At 70.4% G+C, this 23,133-nt stretch carries 23 protein-coding genes, 1 tRNA gene and 1 pseudogene; 15 read left to right on the top strand and 10 right to left on the bottom strand.

The genetic code is table 11. The annotated features are described in order from the left end of the window. Positions 1-99: 99 nt before the first annotated feature. Positions 100-2,847 (bottom strand): pyruvate dehydrogenase (acetyl-transferring), homodimeric type, encoded by a 2,748-nt coding sequence (aceE, locus tag ACZ5NH_RS09485; protein WP_450980948.1) that lies wholly within the window; start codon positions 2,845-2,847, stop codon positions 100-102. Between the two features lie 416 nt (positions 2,848-3,263). Between aceE and ACZ5NH_RS09480 the strand changes: the two genes are divergently transcribed. The 6 genes from ACZ5NH_RS09480 to ACZ5NH_RS09455 all read left to right on the top strand — a co-directional run bounded on the left by ACZ5NH_RS09480 (position 3,264) and on the right by ACZ5NH_RS09455 (position 7,879). Further along, positions 3,264-3,701 carry a DUF3052 domain-containing protein gene (locus ACZ5NH_RS09480; RefSeq protein WP_361244565.1) on the top strand — a complete coding sequence of 146 codons (438 nt, stop codon included), beginning with the start codon at positions 3,264-3,266 and terminating at the stop codon, positions 3,699-3,701. Positions 3,702-3,835: 134 nt separating this feature from the next. After that, on the top strand, positions 3,836-4,294 hold the full coding sequence (locus ACZ5NH_RS09475; RefSeq protein WP_388621930.1) for a peroxiredoxin: 459 nt from the start codon (positions 3,836-3,838) through the stop codon (positions 4,292-4,294). 148 nt (positions 4,295-4,442) lie between these two features. Beyond that, positions 4,443-5,018 (top strand): calcium homeostasis/redox stress adaptation protein, encoded by a 576-nt coding sequence (locus ACZ5NH_RS09470; protein ID WP_388621928.1) that lies wholly within the window; start codon positions 4,443-4,445, stop codon positions 5,016-5,018. 108 nt (positions 5,019-5,126) lie between these two features. Further along, on the top strand, positions 5,127-5,705 hold the full coding sequence (locus ACZ5NH_RS09465) for a TerD family protein (protein ID WP_351798132.1): 579 nt from the start codon (positions 5,127-5,129) through the stop codon (positions 5,703-5,705). A gap of 154 nt (positions 5,706-5,859) precedes the next feature. Further along, a complete protein-coding gene (locus ACZ5NH_RS09460; RefSeq protein ID WP_388621926.1) occupies positions 5,860-6,999 on the top strand; it encodes a DUF475 domain-containing protein in 1,140 nt (379 codons plus the stop codon). Between the two features lie 142 nt (positions 7,000-7,141). Then, positions 7,142-7,879: a TerD family protein gene (locus ACZ5NH_RS09455; protein WP_468773848.1), complete on the top strand. Its 738-nt coding sequence runs from the start codon at positions 7,142-7,144 to the stop codon at positions 7,877-7,879. Between the two features lie 14 nt (positions 7,880-7,893). On the opposite strand, the gene ACZ5NH_RS09450 is transcribed toward ACZ5NH_RS09455, so the two are convergent. Next, positions 7,894-8,643 carry a TerD family protein gene (locus tag ACZ5NH_RS09450; protein WP_468773846.1) on the bottom strand — a complete coding sequence of 250 codons (750 nt, stop codon included), beginning with the start codon at positions 8,641-8,643 and terminating at the stop codon, positions 7,894-7,896. 188 nt (positions 8,644-8,831) lie between these two features. On the opposite strand from ACZ5NH_RS09450, the gene ACZ5NH_RS09445 reads away from it, so the two are divergent. Genes ACZ5NH_RS09445 through ACZ5NH_RS09435 form a run of 3 tightly spaced genes read left to right on the top strand, consistent with a single transcriptional unit; the run spans position 8,832 to position 13,248 of the window. Then, the gene (locus tag ACZ5NH_RS09445) at positions 8,832-10,001 is read left to right on the top strand and encodes an HpcH/HpaI aldolase/citrate lyase family protein (protein WP_468773844.1); all 1,170 of its coding nucleotides are present in this window, start codon (positions 8,832-8,834) and stop codon (positions 9,999-10,001) included. Continuing rightward, a complete protein-coding gene (locus tag ACZ5NH_RS09440; RefSeq protein WP_468773842.1) occupies positions 9,998-12,436 on the top strand; it encodes a phosphoribosyltransferase in 2,439 nt (812 codons plus the stop codon). Before ACZ5NH_RS09445 ends, ACZ5NH_RS09440 begins: the two co-directional genes overlap by 4 nt. Then, on the top strand, positions 12,436-13,248 hold the full coding sequence (locus ACZ5NH_RS09435) for an HAD family hydrolase (protein ID WP_468773840.1): 813 nt from the start codon (positions 12,436-12,438) through the stop codon (positions 13,246-13,248). The genes ACZ5NH_RS09440 and ACZ5NH_RS09435 overlap by 1 nt, the downstream gene beginning before the upstream one ends. Here the strand turns inward: ACZ5NH_RS09435 and ACZ5NH_RS09430 are convergent. The 4 genes from ACZ5NH_RS09430 to ACZ5NH_RS09415 form a co-directional block, all read right to left on the bottom strand. Beyond that, positions 13,245-13,463: an FmdB family zinc ribbon protein gene (locus ACZ5NH_RS09430; RefSeq protein ID WP_388621916.1), complete on the bottom strand. Its 219-nt coding sequence runs from the start codon at positions 13,461-13,463 to the stop codon at positions 13,245-13,247. The genes ACZ5NH_RS09435 and ACZ5NH_RS09430 overlap by 4 nt on opposite strands. Positions 13,464-13,472: 9 nt before the next feature. Next, a complete protein-coding gene (locus ACZ5NH_RS09425) occupies positions 13,473-14,009 on the bottom strand; it encodes a DUF4383 domain-containing protein (protein WP_388621915.1) in 537 nt (178 codons plus the stop codon). A gap of 108 nt (positions 14,010-14,117) precedes the next feature. After that, positions 14,118-15,509, bottom strand: coding sequence for a hypothetical protein (locus ACZ5NH_RS09420; RefSeq protein WP_468773837.1), 1,392 nt, complete (start codon positions 15,507-15,509; stop codon positions 14,118-14,120). 95 nt (positions 15,510-15,604) lie between these two features. Further along, positions 15,605-16,375: a DUF4097 family beta strand repeat-containing protein gene (locus ACZ5NH_RS09415; RefSeq protein WP_388621911.1), complete on the bottom strand. Its 771-nt coding sequence runs from the start codon at positions 16,373-16,375 to the stop codon at positions 15,605-15,607. A 184-nt stretch (positions 16,376-16,559) separates the two neighbouring features. Here ACZ5NH_RS09415 and ACZ5NH_RS09410 point away from each other — a divergent pair. Beyond that, a tRNA-Val gene (locus tag ACZ5NH_RS09410) sits at positions 16,560-16,631 on the top strand. A 37-nt stretch (positions 16,632-16,668) separates the two neighbouring features. Here the strand turns inward: ACZ5NH_RS09410 and ACZ5NH_RS09405 are convergent. Both ACZ5NH_RS09405 and ACZ5NH_RS09400 read right to left on the bottom strand, forming a co-directional pair. Then, on the bottom strand, positions 16,669-17,013 hold the full coding sequence (locus ACZ5NH_RS09405) for a hypothetical protein (RefSeq protein WP_388621909.1): 345 nt from the start codon (positions 17,011-17,013) through the stop codon (positions 16,669-16,671). A gap of 78 nt (positions 17,014-17,091) precedes the next feature. Continuing rightward, complete coding sequence (locus ACZ5NH_RS09400; protein ID WP_468773834.1) at positions 17,092-18,012, bottom strand: ketopantoate reductase family protein; 921 nt, start codon at positions 18,010-18,012, stop codon at positions 17,092-17,094. A 93-nt stretch (positions 18,013-18,105) separates the two neighbouring features. Between ACZ5NH_RS09400 and ACZ5NH_RS09395 the strand changes: the two genes are divergently transcribed. Then, positions 18,106-18,336 (top strand): DUF2277 domain-containing protein, encoded by a 231-nt coding sequence (locus ACZ5NH_RS09395; protein WP_388621905.1) that lies wholly within the window; start codon positions 18,106-18,108, stop codon positions 18,334-18,336. Positions 18,337-18,694: 358 nt separating this feature from the next. Continuing rightward, a complete protein-coding gene (locus ACZ5NH_RS09390; protein ID WP_468773833.1) occupies positions 18,695-19,150 on the top strand; it encodes a DoxX family protein in 456 nt (151 codons plus the stop codon). Positions 19,151-19,208: 58 nt separating this feature from the next. Here the strand turns inward: ACZ5NH_RS09390 and ACZ5NH_RS09385 are convergent, their stop codons facing one another. Then, positions 19,209-19,745: a superoxide dismutase family protein gene (locus ACZ5NH_RS09385; protein WP_468773831.1), complete on the bottom strand. Its 537-nt coding sequence runs from the start codon at positions 19,743-19,745 to the stop codon at positions 19,209-19,211. Positions 19,746-20,045: 300 nt separating this feature from the next. Between ACZ5NH_RS09385 and ACZ5NH_RS09380 the strand changes: the two genes are divergently transcribed. Continuing rightward, entirely contained in the window at positions 20,046-20,600 is a 555-nt protein-coding gene (locus ACZ5NH_RS09380) for a DedA family protein (RefSeq protein ID WP_388622336.1), read from the top strand. A 164-nt stretch (positions 20,601-20,764) separates the two neighbouring features. Here the strand turns inward: ACZ5NH_RS09380 and ACZ5NH_RS09375 are convergent. Next, positions 20,765-21,082, bottom strand: a pseudogene (locus tag ACZ5NH_RS09375) (GmrSD restriction endonuclease domain-containing protein); the annotation flags it as partial. Between the two features lie 278 nt (positions 21,083-21,360). Between ACZ5NH_RS09375 and ACZ5NH_RS09370 the strand changes: the two are divergent. Then, positions 21,361-21,942: a TMEM165/GDT1 family protein gene (locus tag ACZ5NH_RS09370; RefSeq protein ID WP_468773828.1), complete on the top strand. Its 582-nt coding sequence runs from the start codon at positions 21,361-21,363 to the stop codon at positions 21,940-21,942. Positions 21,943-22,452: 510 nt separating this feature from the next. Next, positions 22,453-23,121 carry an HAD family hydrolase gene (locus tag ACZ5NH_RS09365; protein ID WP_468773826.1) on the top strand — a complete coding sequence of 223 codons (669 nt, stop codon included), beginning with the start codon at positions 22,453-22,455 and terminating at the stop codon, positions 23,119-23,121. The last annotated feature ends 12 nt before the right edge of the window (positions 23,122-23,133 follow it).

The following is a 23,133-nucleotide window of genomic DNA, read 5'->3' as shown; positions in this document are numbered from 1 at the left end:
GGCGCGGGGAACTGCGCGACCAGCCACGCAGTCCCCGCACCCGGCGACGAACCAGCAGACCCTCCCCGGTTGCCGCCCCGCCAAAGCCGAGCGCAGCCGCTACGCGTCGCCGCCCGCCGTCCCCGGATGCGCCGCCGACACGTCCAGCAGCTGGTATCGGTCGATGGCCTGCTTCAGCACCGAGCGGTCCACCTTGCCCTCCCGGGCCAGCTCGGTCAGCACCGCGACGACGATCGACTGGGCGTCGATGTGGAAGAAGCGCCGCGCCGCACCCCGGGTGTCGGCGAAGCCGAAGCCGTCCGCGCCCAGCGACTGGTACGTGCCCGGCACCCACCGCGCGATCTGGTCCGGAACCGATCGCATCCAGTCGGACACGGCCACGAACGGACCCTCGGCGCCGCTGAGCTTCCGTGTCACATACGGCACCCGCTGCTCCTCCTCCGGGTGCAGCAGATTGTGCTCCTCGCACGCCACGGCCTCGCGGCGCAGCTCGTTCCAGGAGGTGGCCGACCAGACGTCCGCGCGCACGTTCCAGTCCGCGGCGAGGATCCGCTGTGCCTCCAGCGCCCAGGGGACCGCCACGCCGGACGCCATGATCTGCGCCGGGACCGAGCCGCTCGTGCCCTCACTGAGCTTGTGGACGCCCTTGAGGATGCCCTCGACGTCCACGTTCGCCGGCTCGGCCGGGTGCTGGATCGGCTCGTTGTAGACGGTCAGGTAGTAGAAGACGTCCTCGCCGTGCGGGTGCTCGGCGTCGCCGCCGTACATCCGCCGCAGCCCGTCCTGGACGATGTGCGCGATCTCGTAGGCGTACGCCGGGTCGTAGGCCACGCACGCCGGGTTGGTCGAGGCGAGCAGCTGCGAGTGGCCGTCCGCGTGCTGCAGGCCCTCACCGGTCAGGGTCGTACGGCCGGCGGTCGCACCCAGCACGAACCCGCGCGCCAGCTGGTCGGCCATCTGCCAGAACTGATCGCCGGTGCGCTGGAAACCGAACATCGAGTAGAAGACGTAGACCGGGATCAGCGGCTCACCGTGGGTGGCGTAGGCCGAGCCCGCCGCGATCAGGGAGGCCGTGCAGCCGGCCTCGGAGATGCCGTCGTGCAGCATCTGGCCGGTCGGCGACTCCTTGTAGGCGAGCAGCAGCTCCCGGTCCACCGACTCGTACTGCTGGCCGAGCGGGTTGTAGATCTTCGCGCTCGGGAAGAAGGAGTCCATGCCGAACGTGCGGTACTCGTCCGGCGCGATGAGCACGAACCGCCGGCCGATCTCCTTGTCCCGCATGAGGTCCTTGAGGAGCCGGACGAAGGCCATCGTCGTGGCGATGGACTGCTGGCCCGTGCCCTTCTTCACCGTCGCGTACGCCTTGTCGTCCGGCAGCGCGAGCGGCTTGGAGCGCACGACGCGCGTCGGGACGTACCCGCCGCACTGGTGGCGCATGTCGTGCATGTACTGGATCTCGTCCGTGTCCCGGCCCGGGTGGTAGTACGGCGGCAGGCCGGACTCCAGCTCCTTGTCGGAGATCGGCAGGTGCAGCCGGTCCCGGAAGCGCTTGAGGTCGTCGACCGTCAGCTTCTTCATCTGGTGCGTGGCGTTGCGGCCCTCGAAGTTGGGGCCCAGCGTCCAGCCCTTGATCGTCTTGGCCAGGATGACCGTCGGCTGGCCCTTGTGCTCCTTGGCCGCCTTGAACGCCGCGTAGATCTTGCGGTGGTCGTGACCGCCGCGGCCCAGGTGCAGGATCTGGTCGTCGGTCATGTTCTCGACCATCGCCCGCAGCCGGTGGTCGTCGCCGAAGAAGTGCTCGCGGATGTACGCGCCGGACTCCGTGGCGTACGTCTGGAACTGCCCGTCCGGGGTCGTGTTCATCTTGTTGACGAGGATGCCGTCCCGGTCCTGCGCGAGCAGCGGATCCCAGGTGCGGTCCCAGATCAGCTTGATCACGTTCCAGCCGGCGCCCCGGAAGATCGACTCCAGCTCCTGGATGATCTTGCCGTTGCCGCGCACCGGGCCGTCGAGCCGCTGCAGGTTGCAGTTGACGACGAAGGTCAGGTTGTCCAGGCCCTCCCGGGCCGCGATGGACAGCTGGCCGAGCGACTCCGGTTCGTCCATCTCGCCGTCGCCGAGGAACGCCCACACGTGCGACCTGGACGTGTCGGCGATGCCGCGCGCCTCCATGTAGCGGTTCATCCGCGCCTGGTAGATCGCGCCGAGCGGGCCGAGGCCCATGGAGACCGTCGGGAACTCCCAGAAGTCCGGCATGGAACGCGGGTGCGGGTAGCTGGACAGGCCGTTCGGGTACCGCGACTTCTCCTGGCGGAAGCCGTCGAGCTGGTCCGCGGTGAGCCGGTCGAGCAGGTACGCGCGCGCGTAGATGCCAGGGGAGGCGTGGCCCTGGAAGAAGACCTGGTCGCCGCCGTCGCCCTGGTCCTTGCCGCGGAAGAAGTGGTTGAAGCCGACGTCGTAGAGCGAGGCGGAGGAGGCGAAGGTGGCGATGTGGCCGCCGACGCCGATGCCGGGGCGCTGGGCGCGGGAAACCATCACCGCGGCGTTCCAGCGGGTCGCGTTGAGGATCTTGCGCTCGATCTCCTCGTTGCCCGGGAAGAACGGCTCGCTCTTGGTCGGGATCGTGTTCACGTAGTCCGTGCTGCGCATCTCGGGCACGGCCACGCGCCGCTCGCGGGCCCGCTCGATCAGCCGGAGCATGAGGTAGCGGGCCCGTTCCCGGCCGCGCTCGTCCACGGCGGCGTCGAGGGAATCGAGCCACTCCTGCGTCTCTTCGGGATCGAAGTCAGGAACCTGACTCGGAAGGCCGCCAATGATGATCGGATTGCGATCGGATCCGGAAGCCACGCTGTTCCTTACCTGTCAGAGGGCCAGTTGTCCGCACCTGCCTACACCGCTCCCCATCGTGTACCTCGGGAGGGCGTACGTCATCTCCTCGGTGTGTGCATCGTGTCCGCACCGGTCAAAACGCAACGATACGCCCGGGGTGTGACGCGCTTGGCAAAGGTGTTCGAGGGGCGTATCACCGGATGATTCTGAGATGATTCCGAACGGCGCAAACCGGGCACATCGGTGTGATGTGGGTCACGCGGAATCGGGGTACGGTGCCAGGAGTTGCGGCGACACGGCCCGGATCGTCACCGTTTCGGCGGTCCAAACGGCCGGGTACTTGCGCGATCCGTCCCGCCCGTGTGGACTACGGCCAATGCTTCGCGCACGCGCGTGGCTGAGATACTCACCAAGACATGATCAGGAGGCAACCCGTGAGCGCGACCGCGGACCACGCGGAGGAGCGGACGAACCCTGCCGCCAGGCTGGGGTTCCAGCCCGGGCAGGTGGTCCAGGAGATCGGCTACGACGACGACGTCGATCAGGAGCTCCGCGAGGCCATCGAGGAAACCATCGAGGGCGACCTGATGGACGAGGAGTACGACGATGTGGCCGACGCCGTTGTGCTGTGGTTCCGTGATGACGACGGCGACCTGACGGATGCGCTGGTGGATGCCACCACGTACATCGAAGAGGGTGGCGCGATCCTGCTCCTGACGCCGAAGACCGGCCGTACGGGGTACGTGGAGCCGAGCGACATCCAGGACGCCGCCACGACGGCCGGCCTGACGGCGTCGAAGAGCGTCAGCGTGGGCAAGGACTGGAGCGGAAGCCGGCTTGCCACGCCGAAGGCGGCCAAGTCCAAGAGGTGATCTCCTCTTCCCACAACCGGACGGGCTGGATTTCGCCCCGGCCCGTCCGGAAGGCCCCGGTGATCGCTGCGTAGGGTGGACCCGAGCGTGTGCTGTGCGCTCACCCGAACGGCCCACCGAAGGGATGCACGACGATGGCGATCCAGGTCGGCGACAAGGCGCCCGACTTCGAGCTCAAGGACAACCACGGCCGGAGCGTGAAGCTCTCGGACTTCCGCGGCGAGAAGAACGTGGTCCTGCTCTTCTACCCCTTCGCCTTCACCGGCGTGTGCACCGGCGAACTGTGCGAGCTGCGCGACAACCTGCCGAAGTTCGAAGGCCGCGACACCCAGCTGCTCGCCGTCTCCAACGACTCCATCCACACCCTGCGCGTCTTCGCCGAGCAGGAGGGCCTGGAGTACCCGCTGCTCAGCGACTTCTGGCCGCACGGCAACGTCTCGCGCGCGTACGGCGTCTTCGACGAGGACAAGGGATGCGCCGTCCGGGGCACCTTCATCATCGACAGGGAAGGCGTCGTGCGGTGGACCGTGGTCAACGGCCTGCCGGACGCACGCGACCTGAACGACTACGTGAAGGCGCTCGACACCCTGTAGGCCGTTGTAGGCCGACCGTGGCCGACACCTGTGCTGCTCCGGGTCCAGGGTCTGCGGGGGGCGGGAACCCGTCACTAGGATCGGCTCGTTGATCCCATATCCGAAGCACGACGGGGCTCCCCGCCCCTGGACACCACATGGAGGACCCGTGGGAGTCAGCCTCAGCAAGGGCGGCAACGTATCGCTGACGAAGGAGGCCCCGGGCCTGACCGCCGTCATCGTCGGTCTGGGGTGGGACGTGCGCACCACGACCGGCTCCGACTTCGACCTCGACGCCAGCGCGCTGCTGCTGAACAACACCGGCAAGGTCGCCAGCGACCAGCACTTCGTCTTCTTCAACAACCTCAAGAGCCCCGACGGCTCGGTCGAGCACACCGGTGACAACATCACCGGTGAGGGCGAGGGCGACGACGAACAGATCAAGATCAACCTGGCCAACGTCCCGGCCGACATCGAGAAGATCGTCTTCCCGGTGTCGATCTACGACGCCGAGAACCGCCAGCAGTCCTTCGGCCAGGTCCGCAACGCCTTCATCCGCGTCGTGAACCAGGCGGGCGAGCAGGAGATCGCCCGCTACGACCTGAGCGAGGACGCCTCCACCGAGACCGCCATGGTCTTCGGCGAGCTCTACCGGCACGGGGCGGAGTGGAAGTTCCGCGCCATCGGCCAGGGCTACGCCTCGGGCCTGCGCGGCATCGCGCAGGACTTCGGCGTCAACGTCTGATCCCGGCAGGGTCACGACCCCTGCACCGTTCCGGCGCCGCACCGTTTACGGGCGGCGCCGGACGCGCAGGACAACCAGGGAAGCACCACTAGGGGAGGACCAGCAGTCATGGGCGTCACGCTCGCCAAGGGAGGCAATGTCTCCCTCTCCAAAGCCGCACCGAATCTCACCAACGTCATGATCGGCCTCGGCTGGGACGCGCGTTCCACCACGGGCGCCCCCTTCGACCTGGACGCCAGCGCGCTGCTGTGCGGGGCCGGCAATCGCGTCCTCGGCGACGAGTGGTTCGTCTTCTACAACCAGCTCAAGAGCCCCGACGGCTCGGTCGAGCACACCGGTGACAACCTCACCGGTGAGGGCGAGGGCGACGACGAGTCGATCCTGGTGGACCTCGCCAAGGTGCCGGCACACTGCGAGAAGATCGTCTTCCCGGTCTCCATCCACATGGCGGACGAGCGCGGCCAGACCTTCGGCCAGGTCTCCAACGCCTTCATCCGGGTCGTGAACCAGGCCGACGGCCAGGAACTGGCCCGCTACGACCTCAGCGAGGACGCCTCCACCGAGACCGCCATGATCTTCGGCGAGCTGTACCGCTACCAGGGAGAATGGAAGTTCCGCGCCGTCGGCCAGGGGTATGCGTCGGGCCTGCGCGGCATCGCCCTCGACTTCGGGGTGAACGTCTCGTAGCCGAGCCCTCTCCCAGGGGCCTGCGCTGTGGCTTTTCGGTGAGGGCTGCCCTGGCCGGTACCGCCGGCCGGATGCACCTCTAGACTCGGGGTCAACGTTTCGCAAAGCCGAGTACGGCGCGGGGGAGCCCCGTACTGACACGATTGGGTAGCCAGTGCTTCTGAAAACCTTCGGCTGGTCGTTCGCGGTCACCGCGCTCGGCCTGGTCGCCGCGGTCTTCTACGGGGGGTGGGAGGCCTTCGGTGTCGTCGCGATCCTGGCCATCCTCGAGATCTCGCTGTCGTTCGACAACGCGGTGGTCAACGCCGGCATCCTGAAGAAGATGAACGCCTTCTGGCAGAAGATCTTCCTCACGGTCGGCGTTCTCATCGCGGTGTTCGGCATGCGGCTGGTCTTCCCCGTCGTCATCGTCGCCCTCACCGCCAAGCTCAACCCCATCGACGCGGTCCATCTGGCCTTCACCGACAAGGACCGTTACCAGCAGCTGGTCACCGACGCCCACCCGGCGATCGCCGCGTTCGGCGGAATGTTCCTGCTGATGATCTTCCTGGACTTCATCTTCGAGGACCGGGACATCCAGTGGCTGCGCTGGATCGAGCGCCCGCTCGCCAAGCTCGGCAAGGTCGACATGCTGGCGGTCTGCATCGCCCTGATCGTCCTGCTGATCACCTCCTTCACCTTCGCCACCCAGGCCCACCAGCACGGCGGCGCCCATGTCGACAAGGCGCAGACGGTCCTGATCGCCGGTATCGCCGGCCTGATCACGTACATGATCGTCGGCGGTCTGTCCGGCTACTTCGAGGACCGGCTGGAGGAAGAGGAGGAGCGCGAGCACGAGGAGGAGGAAGAGGCCGCCCGCACCGGCAAGAAGAAGTCCGCGGTGCTGCTGGCCGGCCAGGCCGCGTTCTTCATGTTCCTCTACCTGGAGGTCCTGGACGCGTCCTTCTCCTTCGACGGCGTGATCGGCGCCTTCGCCATCACCAACGACATCGTGATGATGGCCCTCGGCCTCGGCATCGGCGCGATGTACGTCCGCTCGCTCACGGTCTACCTGGTCCGCCAGGGCACCCTCGACGACTACGTCTTCCTGGAGCACGGCGCCCACTATGCGATCGGCGCCCTGGCCGTGATCCTCATGGTCACCATCCAGTACGAGATCAACGAGGTCATCACCGGTCTCGTCGGTGTCGTCCTGATCGCCCTGTCCTTCTGGTCCTCCGTCCGCCGCAACCGCGCGCTGGCGGCCGAGGGCGAGGGCACCGACGAGAGGGCCGAGGTCTCCTCAGGGGTGTGAGCCGGGTCCCCTACGGGACAGATCCGGGCCGTGACGGGGTGTGACACCCCGCCGGGCGAGGAACGCTCTGAATCGGGGCGGCCGACGCGGTCGGCCGCCCCGACGGCGTGGTGAACCAGTACATGAGCACCTGGGGGCGGGAATGGGTTTCTTCGACGGGCTGCGGGGCGCCAGCGCCGCCGAATTCGACGCGGGCAACGCCTCGACGAACTCCATCGAACTGACCAGGCGGCACCAGACGGTGTCCCTCACCAAGCAGGACGCGGCCACCGGCCATCTGCGCATCAACCTCACCTGGCGGATGCGCACCTCCGACTTCGACAGCAACCAGCGCACCAGCCTCTTCCGGCACCCCTTCAGGGCCCTCAGGCCACCGGAGGTCCTCGGCCACGGCCAGAGCATGGTCAACGTCGACCTCGACCTGGGCTGCCTGTACGAACTGACCGACGGCACCAAGGGCGTCGTCCAGCCGCTCGGCAACTACCTCGGCGACGTCAACGCACCGCCGTACATAAAGCTCAGCGGCGACGACCGGTTCGGCTCGGCGTCCGGCGAGACGATGTACGTCAACCTCGACCACCGCGACGCCATCAAGCGCCTGCTGGTCTTCGTCTACATCTACGACCAGACCCCGGCCTTCGACCGGACGCATGCCATCGTGACTCTCTACCCCAGCAACGGTCCTCGGATCGAGATAGGCCTGGACGAGCGGCATCCGCAGGCCCGCTCGTGCGCGGTGGTCATGATCGAGAACGTCAAGGGCGAGCTGGTCGTACGCCGAGAGGTGAAGTTCGTGTACGGCTTCCAGGGCGAGCTGGACCGGTTGTACGGGTGGGGGCTGCAGTGGGGCAGGGGTTACAAGACGAAGGTGGATCGGTGAGCCGGTAGGCCGGCTCACCGCCCGATGAACTGCGGCCCCTGCGGGGGCAGCCGGAAGTTCGGATCCACCGGCCCGACAGCCACCGGCACCGGCTGGGGGTACCCGTACGCCGGCGGAGCCGACGTCGGCTGCGGATAGCCGTACGCGGGCGGCTGCTGCGGCACGGCGGAGGTCGGCTGCTCCGGAGGCAACGGCTGCGAAGAGCTCGGTTCCTCCGCCTCCGACTCGTCCACCGATATACCGAAGTCCGTCGCGAGCCCCTTCAGCCCGTTCGAGTACCCCTCGCCCAGCGCGCGGAACTTCCAGCCCTCCCCGCGCCGGTACAGCTCACCGCAGATCAGCGCCGTCTCCGCACCGGTCTCCGGCTTGATCTCGAACCGGGCCAGCGGCTCGGCGTCGGCGACCGCGGCGTCGTACAGCAGGATGCACAGCGCCGGCACCCGGTCGAAGGTGACCCCGTCCGCGGACGCGACCAGCAGGATCCGGCCGACATCGGGCTCGACGCCGGGCAGGTCCGCCTGGATCGTGTCGGTCAGCCCCTCGGCGACACGCTTCTTGCCCAGCCGCCACACCTTTCCGGAGGGGTGCCGGGGCTGGTTGTAGAAGACGAAGTCCTCGTCGGTGCGCACACGGCCGTCGGGGCCCAGCAGCAGCGCCGAGGCGTCCACGTCGGGGACCTCCTGTCCGGGCGCCCAGCGCAGCACGGCGCGGACCGTGGTGGCTTCCAGCGGGACGTTCGACCCCTTCAGCATCGCGTGCGTCATGCGGTCATCCTGCCTTCTCGGTCCTGGCCACGACAATGCGGGGTGGTGTGACCCAGCGCGTTGCCGACACGGGCGAGTTACCGGAAATTCATGCCCGCCGGGAACCTCTGACACAGATCCCTACGTACTATTACCGGCCACCCTTTACCGAACCCTGAGACTCGGGCTCATCGCCCTGGGGGAGTTCTATGCGTCATTTCGGGCACATCGCCCCCGAGGTGCGGCAGCGCCTCTTTCACCGGGAGCCGCGCGCGTTCACCGCCGACTCTCCGGCCCGGCTGCTCGCCGCCGCCCTCGGCGCCACCCTGTACAGCCCGGCCACCAGGCCGCGGCTCGCCGACGACATCGTCAAGCAGGCCGGGAACGGCGTGGTCTCGATGGTGCTGTGCCTGGAGGACTCGATCGACGACGCGGACGTGGTGGCCGGCGAGGAGAACCTCGTCCGGCAGTTCGCCGACCTGGCCGCCCGGCCCGGCGCAGAGCCCCCGCTGCTCTTCATACGGGTGCGCGCCCCCGAGCAGATTCCCGACCTCGTACGGCGCCTCGGCGCGTCCGTGCGGCTGCTGTCGGGGTTCGTGCTGCCCAAGTTCACCGAGGAGCGCGGCATCCCCTTCCTGGAGGCCCTGACGGCCGCCGAGGCGCTCAGCGGGCGCCGGCTGTTCGCCATGCCCGTCCTGGAGTCCCCGGAGCTGCTCTACCGCGAGTCCCGCGTGGACACCCTGGAGGGCATCGCCCGCGCGGTCGACAAGTACCGCGACCGGGTGCTCGCCCTGCGCCTCGGCGTGACCGACTTCTGCTCCTCCTACGGCCTGCGCCGCGCCCCCGACATGACCGCCTACGACGTGCAGATCGTCGCCTCGGTGATCGCCGACGTCGTGAACATGCTGGGCCGGGCCGACGGCACCGGATTCACCGTGACCGGACCCGTGTGGGAGTACTTCCGGGTCTCGGAGCGCATGTTCAAGCCCCAGCTGAGGCAGAGCCCCTTCCTGGAGGTGCAGGCCGTCGAGCTGCGCGAGAGGCTGATCGAGCACGCCATGGACGGACTGCTGCGGGAGATCTCCCTCGACCAGGCCAACGGCCTGCTCGGCAAGACCTGCATCCACCCCTCCCACGTGCTGCCCGTCCACGCGCTGTCCGTGGTCAGCCACGAGGAATACAGCGACGCCCAGGACATCCTGCGGCCGGAACGCGGCGGCGGGGGTGTACTCCGGTCGGCCTACACGAACAAGATGAACGAGGTGAAGCCGCACCGCGCCTGGGCCGAGCGGACCCTGCTGCGCGCCGAGGCCTTCGGCGTGGCCCACGAGGACGTCGGCTTCGTCGAGCTGCTCGCCGCCGGAATAAGGAACGCATGAGGAACGCAGTGAAGCACGGGGTCTGGTCCGGCAGCTGGGTCGCCGAGCGGCTCGGCGTCGAACTCGTGGGGGACGACGGCCTGCGGGCCCTGCTCGGGCTCGCCCTGCGGCGCAATCCCAAGCGGGCCCATCTGCTGGTGTCGAACGTGCTCGGCAAGCACGTTCCGCAGTCGCCGGCGGTGGTGTACGGGCATGGGTTCCGGCTCGGCCGACAGGTCGCCGCGATGCTCTCCGAGGGGGAGGCGCGGAGTGCGGTGGTCCTGGGTTACGCGGAGACCGCGACCGGGCTGGGCCACGCCGTGGCCGACGGCCTGGGTGCGGCGCCGTACCTGCACTCCACGCGTCGGCCGGTGGCCGGGGTCGCCCGTGCGGGCGGCTTCGAGGAGAGCCACTCGCACGCCACCTCCCATCTACTGCTCCCCGAGGATCCCGGCCTGCTGACCGGAGATGGTCCGCTGGTCCTGGTCGACGACGAGTTCTCCACCGGGAACACGGTCCTGAACACCATCCGTGAGCTGCACGAACGCTATCCACGCAAGCGTTACGTCGTGGTCGCCCTGGTCGACATGCGCTCGCCCGAGGACGCCGACCGGATGGCTCGGTTCGCCACCGGGATCGGCGCCCGGGTGGACCTGATCGCCGCCGCCACCGGGAGCGTACGGCTGCCGAAGGGTGTGCTGGACAGGGGGCAGCGGCTGGTCGCCGAGCATGATCAGCGGCACGGCTCGCCCGAGCCGTCGTACGGCCGTGTCACCCGGGTGGAGCTCCACTGGCCCCACCGCCTCCCCGACGGTGGCCGGCACGGCTTCACGCCCGCCCACCGGGCCCGCCTGGAGTCCGCGCTGCCCGCCATGGCCGCCCGAGTGGCCGACGCCCTGCCCGCCTCCGCCCGGCGTGTCCTCGTGCTCGGCTTCGAGGAGCTGATGTACGCCCCCCTGCGCCTGGCCCGTGAGCTGGAGCAGGTCGTACCGGCCGAGGTGCGGTTCTCCACCACCACCCGCTCGCCCGTCCTGGCGCTGGACGACCCCGGGTATGCGATCCGTACCCGGCTGGTCTTCCCCGCGCACGACGACCCGGCCGACGGCCCCGGCGAGCGGTACGCCTACAACGTGGCGGGCGGTGACTTCGACTCCGTGGTCGCCGTGGTCGACTCCGTCGCCGACACCCCCGCCCTGCACGCGCCCGACGGCCTGCTGACCCGGCTCGCCGCACACACCCCGCACGTCCTGCTCGCGGTCGTCCCGTCGTACGTACCGCACGCTTCCGAAAGGCCGGCCATGCTGCCCGAGCCCCTCCGTGGCCCCGCATTCTCCAGCTACGCGCCCGAGGAGGTCGGCTGGCTGCTCCAGGACCTCTCCGACGTCACACTGGAGGCGCCGACCGAGGAGCGGGAGGAGGCCATCCAGAGCGGTGGCGCGCACTACGCCGAGTCGCTGCCGGTGGAGTACCAGCCCAGCGAGCAGTACCAGGAGCTGTTCCACGCGGCCCTCGACACCTCCGCCACCCGGATCGCGCAGGCCGTCGGCGTGGTCACCGAGGCCGTCATCGCCGAGCGGTCGCCGCGCCCGGTACTGGTCTCGCTCGCCCGCGCGGGCACCCCGGTCGGCATCCTCATGCGCCGCTGGGCGCAGTTCCGGCACGGCCTCGACCTCCCGCACTACGCGGTGTCGATCGTGCGCGGCCGCGGCATCGACGCCAACGCGCTGCGCTGGCTCGCCGCCCACCACGACCCGCGCGACGTCGTGTTCGTCGACGGCTGGACCGGCAAGGGCGCCATCACCCGCGAACTCGCCCAGGCCGTCGAGGAGTTCGAGGCGCAGGAGGGTGTCACCGGCTTCGACCCGGAGATCGCCGTACTCGCCGACCCGGGCTCCTGCGTGCGCACCTACGGCACCCGCGAGGACTTCCTCATACCCTCCGCCTGCCTCAACTCGACCGTCTCGGGGCTGATATCGCGGACCGTCCTGCGCGCGGACCTGGTCGGCCCGAGCGACTTCCACGGCGCGAAGTTCTACCGCGAACTCGCCGGCGCCGACGTCTCCGTGGCCTTCCTCGACGCCGTCTCGGCCCGCTTCCCGGAGGTCGCCGACACCGTCGACACCGCGGTCAAGGAGCTGATGGCCGAGGACCGCGACCCGACCTGGGCCGGCTGGCGGGCGGTGGAGCGGATCAGCGAGGAGTACGGCATCCACGACGTGAACCTCGTCAAGCCCGGCGTCGGCGAGACCACCCGGGTGCTGCTGCGCCGGGTGCCGTGGAAGATCCTGGCGCGCGCAGGGGCCGGCGCCGACCTCGACCACGTGCGCATGCTCGCCGAGCAGCGGGGAGTCCCCGTCGAGGAGGTCGGTGAGCTGCCGTACACCTGCGTCGGGCTGATCCACCCCAAGTACACGCGCGGTGCCACGGGCGCCGACGGCAAGGCGGTGAACGTCTGATGCCGGTGCTGGTGGCGAGCGACCTCGACCGTACGCTGATCTACTCCTCGGCGGCCCTCGCGCTGACCATGCCGGACGCGCGGGCGCCCCGGCTGCTGTGCGTGGAGGTGCACGAGGCCAAGCCGCTCTCCTACATGACGGAGACGGCGGCCCAGCTGCTCACCGACCTCGGCGACACGGCCGTCTTCGTGCCGACGACGACGCGCACCCGCAAGCAGTACCAGCGGATCAACCTGCCCGGGCCGCCCCCGACGTACGCGATCTGTGCCAATGGCGGCCATCTGCTGGTCGACGGTGTGACGGACGCCGACTGGCACGCCGGTGTGCTCGCCCGCCTCGCCGACGAGTGCGCGCCGCTGGCCGAGGTCCACGACCATCTGCTGCGCTCGGCGGACCCGGCCTGGGTGCGCAAGCACCGCATCGCCGAGGACCTGTTCACCTACCTCGTCGTCGAGCGCGAGCTGCTGCCCGAGGACTGGGTGAAGGAACTGGCCGTGTGGGCGGAGAACCGCGGCTGGACCGTCTCGCTCCAGGGCCGCAAGATCTACGCCGTACCGAAGCCGCTCACCAAGAGCGCGGCCGTCCGCGAGATCGCCCGCCGCACCGGTGCCGAGCGCACGCTGGCCGCCGGGGACTCCCTCCTGGACGCCGACCTCCTCCTCGCCGCCGACCGCGGCTGGCGCCCGGGCCATGGCGAGCTGGCCGACACCGGTTGGACCGCTCCGGAGATCAGCGCGCTGCCCGAGCGGGGGGTGCTGGCGGGGGAGCGGATCGTACGGGAGTTCCTACGGGCTGCTCGACAACAGGACTAGCCGCAGCACCCTCCGCCACAACAGCCCCCGCCGCCCCCACCGGACGCGGGGGCGGGGGCGGCGGTGGCCGTGCCGCCCACCGCCACCGTCGACAGCAACTTGACGGTGTCGTCATGCCCCGCAGGGCACGTCGCGGGGGCGGCGGACTCGGCCATGGGGCGGCTCAGTTCGAACGTGTCGCCGCAGGTACGGCAGCGGTACTCATAGCGAGGCATGGCCACAGATTACTGCCCGGCCTGCTCACGCTCGACGGCATCCGGGTGCCGGGCCCGCCAGTAGGGGTTGTCGTGCGGCAGGGTCGAGCCGACCCGGCCGTACATGCCGAAGGTCATCAGCAGCAGGCCCACGATGAAGCTGAAGAACACGTTCTGGATCTTGAACGCCAGGAAATTGTGCGTGGTGTCCAGCAGGCCGAGGCTCAGGAAGCCGCTCAGCAGGAACAGCACCCCGAACACCAGGTTCAGCGTGGACGCCACGTTTCCGCCGATCACCATGCCGGCGAGCAGGATCGCGCCGACGACGATCGACAGCACGCTCAGCGTTCCGTTGGTGTTCAGCTCGGCGACCGTGGCACCGCCGGTGTCGAAGAAGCCGATGTGGTTGATCAGACCCAGGATGCCGAAGGCGACGAGGAACGCGCCGATCAGGCCCGCGCCGATCCGGTAGACCGTGTTCAGCCGGTGGTCGACGGGCAGGTGCTTGTCGAACTCGATCCGCCGTCGCGGCCCCGTGTCCCGCGTGTGCGCTGCGTGTGTGGCCATATCCGCCTCCTCGGGCGCTAGCGGAGGCCATGCGTGCATCCAATATCCGCCCGCCACACAGCGCCCTGCAACCGACGGCGGCACAGCGCACCCACGGCGGGCCCCCGCTCAGTGCCCTCCGCGTTCCTCGCGGATCTGCGCCACCACTCGGGTCACCGTCTGTCGCACCGCATCCGTCTCGGTCAGGAAGTGCCAGTAGTCGGGGTGCCGGCCGGTCTCCAGCGAACCGATCGCCCGCTCCAGCCGCCCCACCGCGTCGTCCAGCGGCCGGGCATGCCGGGGATCGGGGGTCGTACGGCCGGTCATGGCCAGCCGCTGGGCGTCCCGGATCGCGAAGCGGGTCCGCTCGATCTCCGCCTGCGGATCCTTCTGCACCTCGTTCAGCCGCCGCAGCCGGTCACCCGCTGCCGACACGGCCTCGTCGGTGCCGTTCAGCAGGGCCCGTACCGTCGACAACAGCGATGTGGCGTCCGGCCAGCGCTGGGCGTCCCGCGCCGCCTGGGCCTCGCGGAGCTTGAGCTCGGCCTGCCGTACGTTCTCCGCGGCCTGCTCGGGCACGTGCTGCAGGTCCTGCCAGCACGCGGCCGCGAACCGGCGCCGCAGCTCGCTCAGCACCGGGTCCACCTGTCCGGCCCTGGTGGTGAGCGCCTGGGCCCGGGTGCGCAGGCTGACCAGCCGGTGGTCGATCTCGGCGGCCTTCTCCGGCAGCCGCTCGGCCTCGGCCCGGATCGCCCCGGCCTCCCGCTGCACCCGCTCGGCCCGCTCCAGCGTCTGTGCCACGCCGTGCTGACCGGCGCCCTGGTTCAGCTTGGTCAGCTCGGGGGAGAGGGCCGCGAGCCGGCCGGCCAGGTCATCGGCCCGCAGCCCCCGCTCCCGTACGGCGTCCAGGGCGTTGCTCGCGCCGAGCAGCGCCTGCCGGGCCCGCTCCACGCCGGGCGCCACCCGGGCCAGCTGGGTCTCGGCCTTGCCGAGCAGCGGCCCGAGCGAGCTGCCGAAACGGTCCAGCTCCTGCCGGACCCGGAGCAGCTCGTCCTTGGCGGACGTCAGGTCCGCGCGCGCCCGCGAGGCCGCGGCGGCCTCCAGATCGTCCCGGTCCAGGTCATGCGCGTCGACGGCCTGGATATAGCGCTGGCTGGCCTCGTCGATCCGCTGCCCGAGCGCCGCGAAGTCGGTGACGGCACGGCGGGCGGCGGGCGAGTCGTCCACGGCCGTGATGGTCTCGATGGAGATCCGCAGGTCGCGCTGGGCGGTGTCGAGTTCGTAGAACGCGGCCGCCGCGGCGTCCTTCGCGGCCTGCGCCTCCGCCCGCTGGCTCTCCGCCCGGCCGCCGAACCAGCGCCGGGTGCCGCCGCCGGCGAACGCGGCGGGCAGCGCGAGCACGGCCAGGACCGGCAGGCTCAGCAGGGTGAGGGTGTCGCGCAGGGCCGTGGACCCGGACCGGGCCCGTACGGTCGACGGCGGGTACGACCGCGTCGCTGGCGTGCCCGGTGTCGCCGTCACATCCCTCTCCCGTGCTGTGGTCCGCCGTGGGTGGTGTCATTCTCCCACCCGTAGTAGACGAAACACATGGGCCGGTCAGTTCGCGTCCGGCGTCCTCACTTTCCCGTGCGGACCGTGACCTTTCCGTCCGTGGCGTGGGCCGACACCCGGTGCGGGCTGCGGTCGTCGCGGGGCACGGACACCGACACCGCGCCGTCGTCGGAACCGGCCGAAACCCGGTAGGCGCCCCTCGGCACGGCGACCGTCACCGAGCCGTCGGTGCTGGAGGCGTCCACCAGGTCGGGCACACCGGACAGCAGGACCTGCACCGAGCCGTCGGTGGAGCCGGCCTTCACCCGGCGCGAGGAGACGTCCGCGCGGACCGCACCGTCGGTCGACTTCAGGTCGAGCGGCCCGCTGGAGTCGGTGACGTGTACGGAGCCGTCGGCGGTGTCGACACTGAGCGGATCCCGGAACCCGTGCGCCCGCACGCCGCCGTCCCCGTTGTCGACCTTCACGCTGATCCCGCGCGGCACCTCGATCCGGTGCCGGGCCGAGCAGTCGGCGATGAGGCCCGAGCAGTGCACCCGCAGCACCAGCCGGTCGTCCTGGAAGGACCAGCGCAGCGTCGGACTGTGGCCGACGACGACGGATCCCTGGAACCACCGGGTCACCTCGACCGTGCCGGCCTTGGCCGAGTCGGTGGCGACGACCTCCAGCGCGGAGTTGTCGGAGTCGATCGTGAGGGTGCGGCCGTGCAGTGCGAAGGACCGGTGGTCCGGGTGTGTGTCGTCGTCTGCGGAGGCACCGCAGGCACTGACCGTCGCCACCAGCACACCGGTGACGACGGCCAGGGCGGCGGCGCGGACAGGAACGGAACGGGTCATGCGGAACTCCCCCTGGGATTCGGTCTGCGAGGACCGTAAGGGAGCCGGGGCGGGCGGGACGATGAGGACGGCTCCCGGACCGCGGGTGGGGATAACCCCCGCATACGGCCGTTACGGGTTTGCCGTGCACTGGTTGCGGCAAGGTAGGCTGTCGACTCGTCCTGGGCGCGCAGCCCAGGTGTCCGGGTGCGTAGCTCAGGGGTAGAGCGCCTGCCTTACAAGCAGGATGTCGGCGGTTCGAAACCGTCCGCGCCCACAGACGGAGCCCCCAGCCATACGGCTGGGGGCTCTTCTCATTCCTCTCCTGACGGCTGCCGCCTGTGTGCGTGCTTCAGTCGGGTGCGGGCGTCCATGCGGTCCGCTGCCGCGACCTCGGCCCAGAAGCGGTGCGTGGTGACGAAAACCGCGAGTTCGTGCTCGCGGCGGCGCAGCTTCTCCACCTCGGCCTGCTCGTCCGCCGTCCAGCCCGGGGACGCGGGCCGCTCCACCTTCCGCCAGCCGGTGTCGTCGCTGAAGCCGTCCATCGGTTCGACCGACCACGGCAGGCGCTTGAGCAGGGCCGACAGCTCGGCCCGGACCTGATGCAGCTCCTCCTGACCGGCGAGGAGGTCACTGGGGAATTCATAGGTCGTAGCCACACCCCAATGCTACGCCTGTTCGATTTTGGGGGGCGAGTTCGGTTGTGAGGTTCACGCGAACGGGTGGGCCCGTGCTGATCATCGCGGGCCTGGCGCCGTTGGGTGGCCGGCGGCCCGCAGTTCGTCCACCAGGCGGGCCGTCACCGGCACCGGCACACCGTGCCGGTCCGCGGCGCGCAGCAGTGCCCCGCCGATGGCGTCGAGTTCGAGCGGGCGGCCCGCCTCGGCGTCGCGTTGCATGGACGACTTGGCGCCGGGCGGGAAGGCGTCGTACCGGGCCAGCGCCTGGGCCGGGTCGGCGGGGGCCCCGCAGGCACGGCTGACCGCGGCGGTCTCGGCGACCAGGGACTCCAGCTCCTCGCGGTGCCGGGTGCGGGCCTCGCCGAGGGGGAGGGCGTACCGCGTGGTGAGCAGGGCGAAGGGGGCGAGGAACGCCATCTTGGCCCACAGGGCCGCCGTCTCGTCCTCGACCACGCGGGCCGTCACGCCGGCGGAGCCGAGGGTGGCCGCGAGGTCGTCGAGGCGGGGGCGGGGTACGGCGTCCCCGGCCAGGTCGATCTCCGTGAACGGGCTGCCGTGTTCGATCACCCCCGGGGCGACCCGGGTGGACTCCACGCGGATCACCGCCGGGGCGACCCGCTCGGGGCCGTAGCGGGCGCGGAGCAGGCTGGGGTGTTCGACGCCGTTCAGGAGCGGTACGACGAGGGCGTCGCCCAGAGCCTGTGGCGGCACCCGGGTGAGGGCGGCGTCCAGCGCGGTGTGCTTGACGGCGATCAGGCAGGCGGCCACCGGCTCGCGCAGTTCGGTGTCCGCCTCGACCGGGGCGGTGAACTCGCCGAACTGTGCGCTGCGGACCGTGAGTCCGGTACGGCGCAGGGTGTCGGCCGTACGGTCCTGGGCCAGGCAGACGACGCGGTGGCCGGAGCGGGAGAGCAGGGCGGCGAGGAGTCCGCCGGTGCCGCCGGGGCCGAGGACGGCCACGGTGTGCTCGTTGGTCATGAGGAGGTTCCTCTCGTCGGTCGGCCCCGGGAGTCGGTGGCCGCCTTCGGCGTGATCCTCGCACCTCGGCGCGGGGTGCGTGAGACTGGGGGCATGTGCCGGAGTATCAAGACGCTGCGTCCGCCCGTGCTGCCCGAGGAGGCCACGGAGGAGGACATCCACGCCGCCGCGCTGCAGTACGTGCGGAAGATTTCGGGATTCCGGGCCCCCGCCGCGCACAACCGCGAGGTCTTCGACCGCGCGGTGGCCGCGGTGGCCGAGGCCACGGCGGAGCTGCTCGGGGGGCTGGAGGTGCGGGGGCAGGCGGCGCGAAGCGCCCCGTAGGGGCACCTCCCGCAATCCGGCATGACGGTCAACGCGGGCCGGTAGGAGGGCGGTTGGGGTCAGCAGGTCATGATGAACCGCGCCGTCCGCTTCGTCCGCCAACCGGTGGCGGTTGGATATCCCCGCCCCCGTCGCCCAGCGGCCATACCCCCTGATGAACCCTCAAGGCACCGTCCACGCAAGGAGGTTCGCCTTTGGGGTGCCCATGGAAGGCGATGACCCAAATGTTGAACTTGCAAGCATTGATTAGGTAGCCCTAACCTGAGTCCCTCGTTCGGTACCGCCGCATTCCCCCCACGACCGGCCACTTGGACGTCCCTGGCCGGTCCGACCGCCACCGAAGAGGAGAACCCCCCTCATGTCCGCACGCCTCAACTCCGCTCAGCCCTATGTCCTCGGGCTCTTCCGCATCGTCGTGGGCCTGTTGTTCGCCGTGCACGGCGCCGCGTCCCTCTTCGGCGTCCTCGGCGGTGCCGCCGGGACCCAGGGCGGCACGATCCCGACCGGCACCTGGCCCGGCTGGTACGCGGCCGTGATCCAGCTCGTCGCCGGCGGCCTGGTGCTCCTCGGCCTCGGCACCCGCGGGGCGGCGCTGATCGCCTCGGGCTCGATGGCGTACGCCTATTTCGACGTGCACCAGCAGGCCGCGCTGTGGCCCATCCAGAACGGCGGCGAGCCGTCGGTCATGTTCTGCTGGGCCTTCTTCCTGCTGGTCTTCACCGGGTCCGGCGCCTTCGGGCTCGACCGGCTCGTCGCCCGCCGCCCCGCCGCGGACGGCCGGGCCGCCACCGAGCACACCCCGATGGCCGCCTGACCCGGGACGGCGTCCTTCCCTCTCGCAGGGGGGAGGGCGCCGTCCGGCCTCCGGCCGGCTACGACGTCCCGCCGAACGGCACGGTGACGCAGGCCACCCGCCTGCCCTTGGTGCCCGGCTCGTTGTGGATCACCACCGAACCCGCCTGGCCCTTCCGGAAGGCCCAGGTGTGCTTGGCGGTGGCGTTGCCGATCCCGTTCGCGCTGGACTTGAAGTCCAGCCAGACCTCGTTGTCCTTGTTGACGTGGGCGGCGTCCGTGCCGGTGTGGTTCTGGTAGTGCTTGCCGGCGGCGGCGGGGTCGGCGCCGCAGGCCTTCTGGTGGATGTGGACCCCGAAGAGGTGGTTGGGCTTGACGCCGGCCACCCGCAGCTCGACGGTCGTGGCACCGCTCGGCTGGGTGGTCTGGCGGACCTGGATCAGGGCGCCCGCCGGGACGAGGTTCTGGTCGTACGCCACCGCGTTCGACTTGCTGCTCGCGGCCGGAGCGGAGAACACGCCGTAGGTCTCCAGCGAGGAGGTGTGGGCGGAGCTCGCGGTCCCGGACGCGAACAGGGCTGCGGCGAGGGTGCCCGCGTATACGGCTGCTGCCACCATGATGTGCACCTTCTTCTGCGCTCATGCGCCGTTTCGTTCGGATGTGAGCCTGATATTTCGGACAAGCCTCTATCCATTGCGACGGACGCGGAGGGCCCTTGCCGCACAGCGTGCGCTGTTCGGGTGACAGAGTGTGGCGGAGGCCCCGGACCCGCCTGAGTCCTTGTTCGCCCCCCTAGCCCCTTCTGTCACACCCCCGGCGTACGCTGTCTGGCTGTCAACGGGGGAGCAACGGGAGTCGTGGTGTTCGAGAATGTGGGGGCGTTGGCCGCCGGACCGTGGATCTATGCCGCGGTTGTCATGTCCGTGCTGCTCGACGTGTTCGTGCCGGTGCTGCCGAGCGGCGTGCTCGTCATCACGGCGGGTACGGCAGCGGCGGCGGGCTCGGGCGCGGCGGCCGGCCGGGTCCCGCGCGACGTGCCGGACCTCCTGGTCCTGATCCTCTCCGCGGCGACCGCCTCGGTCCTCGGCGATCTGGTGGCGTACCGGCTGGCCTGGCGGGGCGGTGCGCGGCTGGACCGCGCGATAGCCCGCTCCCGGCGGCTGACCACCGCGCAGGAACGTCTCGGCGACGCCCTGGCCCGGGGCGGCGGCGCGCTGGTCGTGCTCGCCCGCTTCGCCCCGGCGGGCCGCTCGGTGGTGTCCTTCTGCGCCGGCGCCGCCCACCGCCGAGCCCGCGACTTCGTCCCCTGGTCCGCCCTGGCCGGCCTCTCCTGGGCCGCCTACAGCGTGGCCCTCGGCTACTACGGCGCTCAGTGGCTCGGCGCGACCTGGCTGGCCACGGCCGTCTCCTTCGCGGCCCTCTTCGCCGCGGGCGCGGCGGCGGGCTACCTCATGCGCCGCCGCACCGCGTAGACCACCGGCTGTTCGGCCCACGGGCGCACTGCGGGTGCCGGTCGCCGCAGTTTCCCAGGGGCGCGGGGCTGCACCTGATGTGCGACTCCGTCGCGTGGGCGCGACCGGTCGCGACGGAGCCGCGGTCGCCGTACGGTCTCCAGTCGCACGGCGTGATGCGAAACTCAGCAGCTCGCCAGATGGTTCGTCAGCGCCGACTTCTCCACGGAGTCGACCGAGAGGGCGTAGTAGTACTTCACCTGCACCCAGGCGCGGACGTAGGTGCACACGTAGGCGGACCGGGACGGGACCCAGGTCGCCGGGTCCTGGTCGCCCTTGGCCTGGTTGACGTTGTCGGTGACGGCGAGGAGTTGGGGACGGGTGACGTCGTTGGCGAAGGCCTGCCGCTGCGCGGTGGTCCACTTGCTCGCGCCCGAGTCCCAGACCTCGGCCAGCGGGAGGTGGTCGATGTCTACGTCGGAGGCGGAGGTCCAGGTGGCCCCGTGCAGCAAGATTTACCGCTCAACCTTCGCATCCCTTACGATGGGGAGCGCAGAAGGGGAGTAGCTCTTCGCCGGACCGTCGACATACTGCTCAGTCAGCCTGAGCCGGCGCCCGGAGGCGGATCTTTCGAATCTTTCGAGGACCGCCAGCGAGACCTTCGGCAAGCAGTGCACGTCCGTGTCCTCGCGACACGGACGCCGAGTGTGCTGCCCTGCCGAGGTGTCATCGCGTGACGTACCACACTCTCGGTGGGGCAGCCCCGACCGATTGAGGAACCTTGATCAGCATCACCGTGACGGCGCTCGTCTTCGGCGTCATCTTCCTCGCCGAACTGCCCGACAAGACCGCGCTCGCCGGTCTCGTCCTCGGCACCCGCTACCGCGCGAGCTACGTCTTCGCCGGTGTCGCCGCCGCCTTCCTGCTGCACGTCGTGCTGGCCGTCGCGGCCGGCAGCGTGCTGACCCTGCTGCCCCAGCGGATCGTGCACGCCCTCACCGGCGTCCTCTTCCTCGCCGGTGCCGCGGTGCTGCTGCTGAAGAAGGACGAGGGCGAGGAGGAGATCAAGAAGCCCGCCGACCAGTCCTTCTGGAGGGTCGCGGGCACGGGCTTCATGCTGATTTTCGTCGCCGAGTTCGGCGATCTCACCCAGATCATGACCGCCAACCTGGCCGCCCGCTACAACGATCCGCTCTCCGTCGGCCTCGGCGCCGTGCTGGGCCTGTGGGCCGTCGCCGGACTCGGCATCGTCGGCGGAAAGGCCCTGATGAAGAAGGTTCCGCTGCGGCTGATCACACAGATCGCGGCACTGCTGATGCTAGCCCTCGGCGTGTGGAGCCTGTACGAGGCGGTGGCGGCCTGAACCTCCGGCCATGAATCGCCGGCCGTGCCCCCTGGTCGTGACCGCCGGTCGTAACCCCCGGCCGTGAACCGCCGGTCGTGACCGCCGGTCGTGACCCCTGGCTGTGACCGGCTGTGACTCCCGGCTGTGACCCCAGGTCGTAACCCTGGTCGTGGCCGCCGCGTCGTGATCCCTGGTCGTGACCGCCGGTCGTGACCCCTGGCCATGAATCGCCAGTCGCGCCCTCAGGCCATGAATCGCCGGCCGTGCCCCCTGGTAGTGATCACCGGTCGTGCCCCCTGGCCGTGACCGCCAGTCGCGCCCTCAGGCCATGAACCGCCGGCCATGAACCGCCGGTCGTGGCCCCCGGTCGAGCTGAACGGTCGGTGAACCCTTTCCGGACGTGGTGGCGGGACCGCCCGTGATTTTGTACCGTGGAGGAACAAAGTGGCTCCCGCCCGTTTTCCCTGACCGGCGGGCGGGGCCGCCTTGTCCCTCCCCTCGGGGTCTTTTTCGTTCCTGGAGCTGCCGATGACGGCCACCGCCACGCCCACCGTCCTCACCGCCCGCGCCCTCCTGCTCGACATGGACGGCACCCTCGTCAACTCGGACGCCGTCGTCGAGCGCGTCTGGCGCCGCTGGGCCGAGCGGCACGGGCTGGACGGCGACGAGGTGATGAAGGTCGTCCACGGCCGGCAGGGGCACGCCTCCATGGCCGTACTGCTGCCCGACCGGCCCATGGAGCAGAACCTCGCCGACAACGCCCGCATGCTCGCCGAGGAGACCGCCGACACCGATGGCGTCGTCGAGATCCCCGGCGCGAGCGCCTTCCTCGCCTCCCTGCGCGGCCTTCCGCACGCCCTCGTGACCTCCGCCGACGTCCCCCTGTCCACCGCCCGCATGAACGCCGCCGGGCTGCCGCTGCCGGAGGTCCGCGTCACCGCCGAGTCGGTGGGCGCGAGCAAGCCCGACCCCGAGGGGTTTCTCAAGGGCGCCGCCGAGCTGGGCGTGGATCCGGCGGACTGTGTGGTCTTCGAGGACTCCGGCGCGGGGATCACGGCCGGGCGCTCCGCGGGGATGACGGTGGTGGGGGTCGGGCCCCGCGCCGGTCTGCACGGACCTGATGTGGTCGTCCCGGATCTGACGCGGGTGCGGGTCGAGGTGACGGGCGACGGCACGATCCGGCTGCACATCGGCTGACGCCTCGCGCCG

This window comes from Streptomyces sp. NPDC031426 (assembly GCF_055581585.1).
The sequence above is the reverse complement of the archived record's forward strand: the minus strand, read 5'-3'. Positions and strand labels throughout refer to the sequence as shown.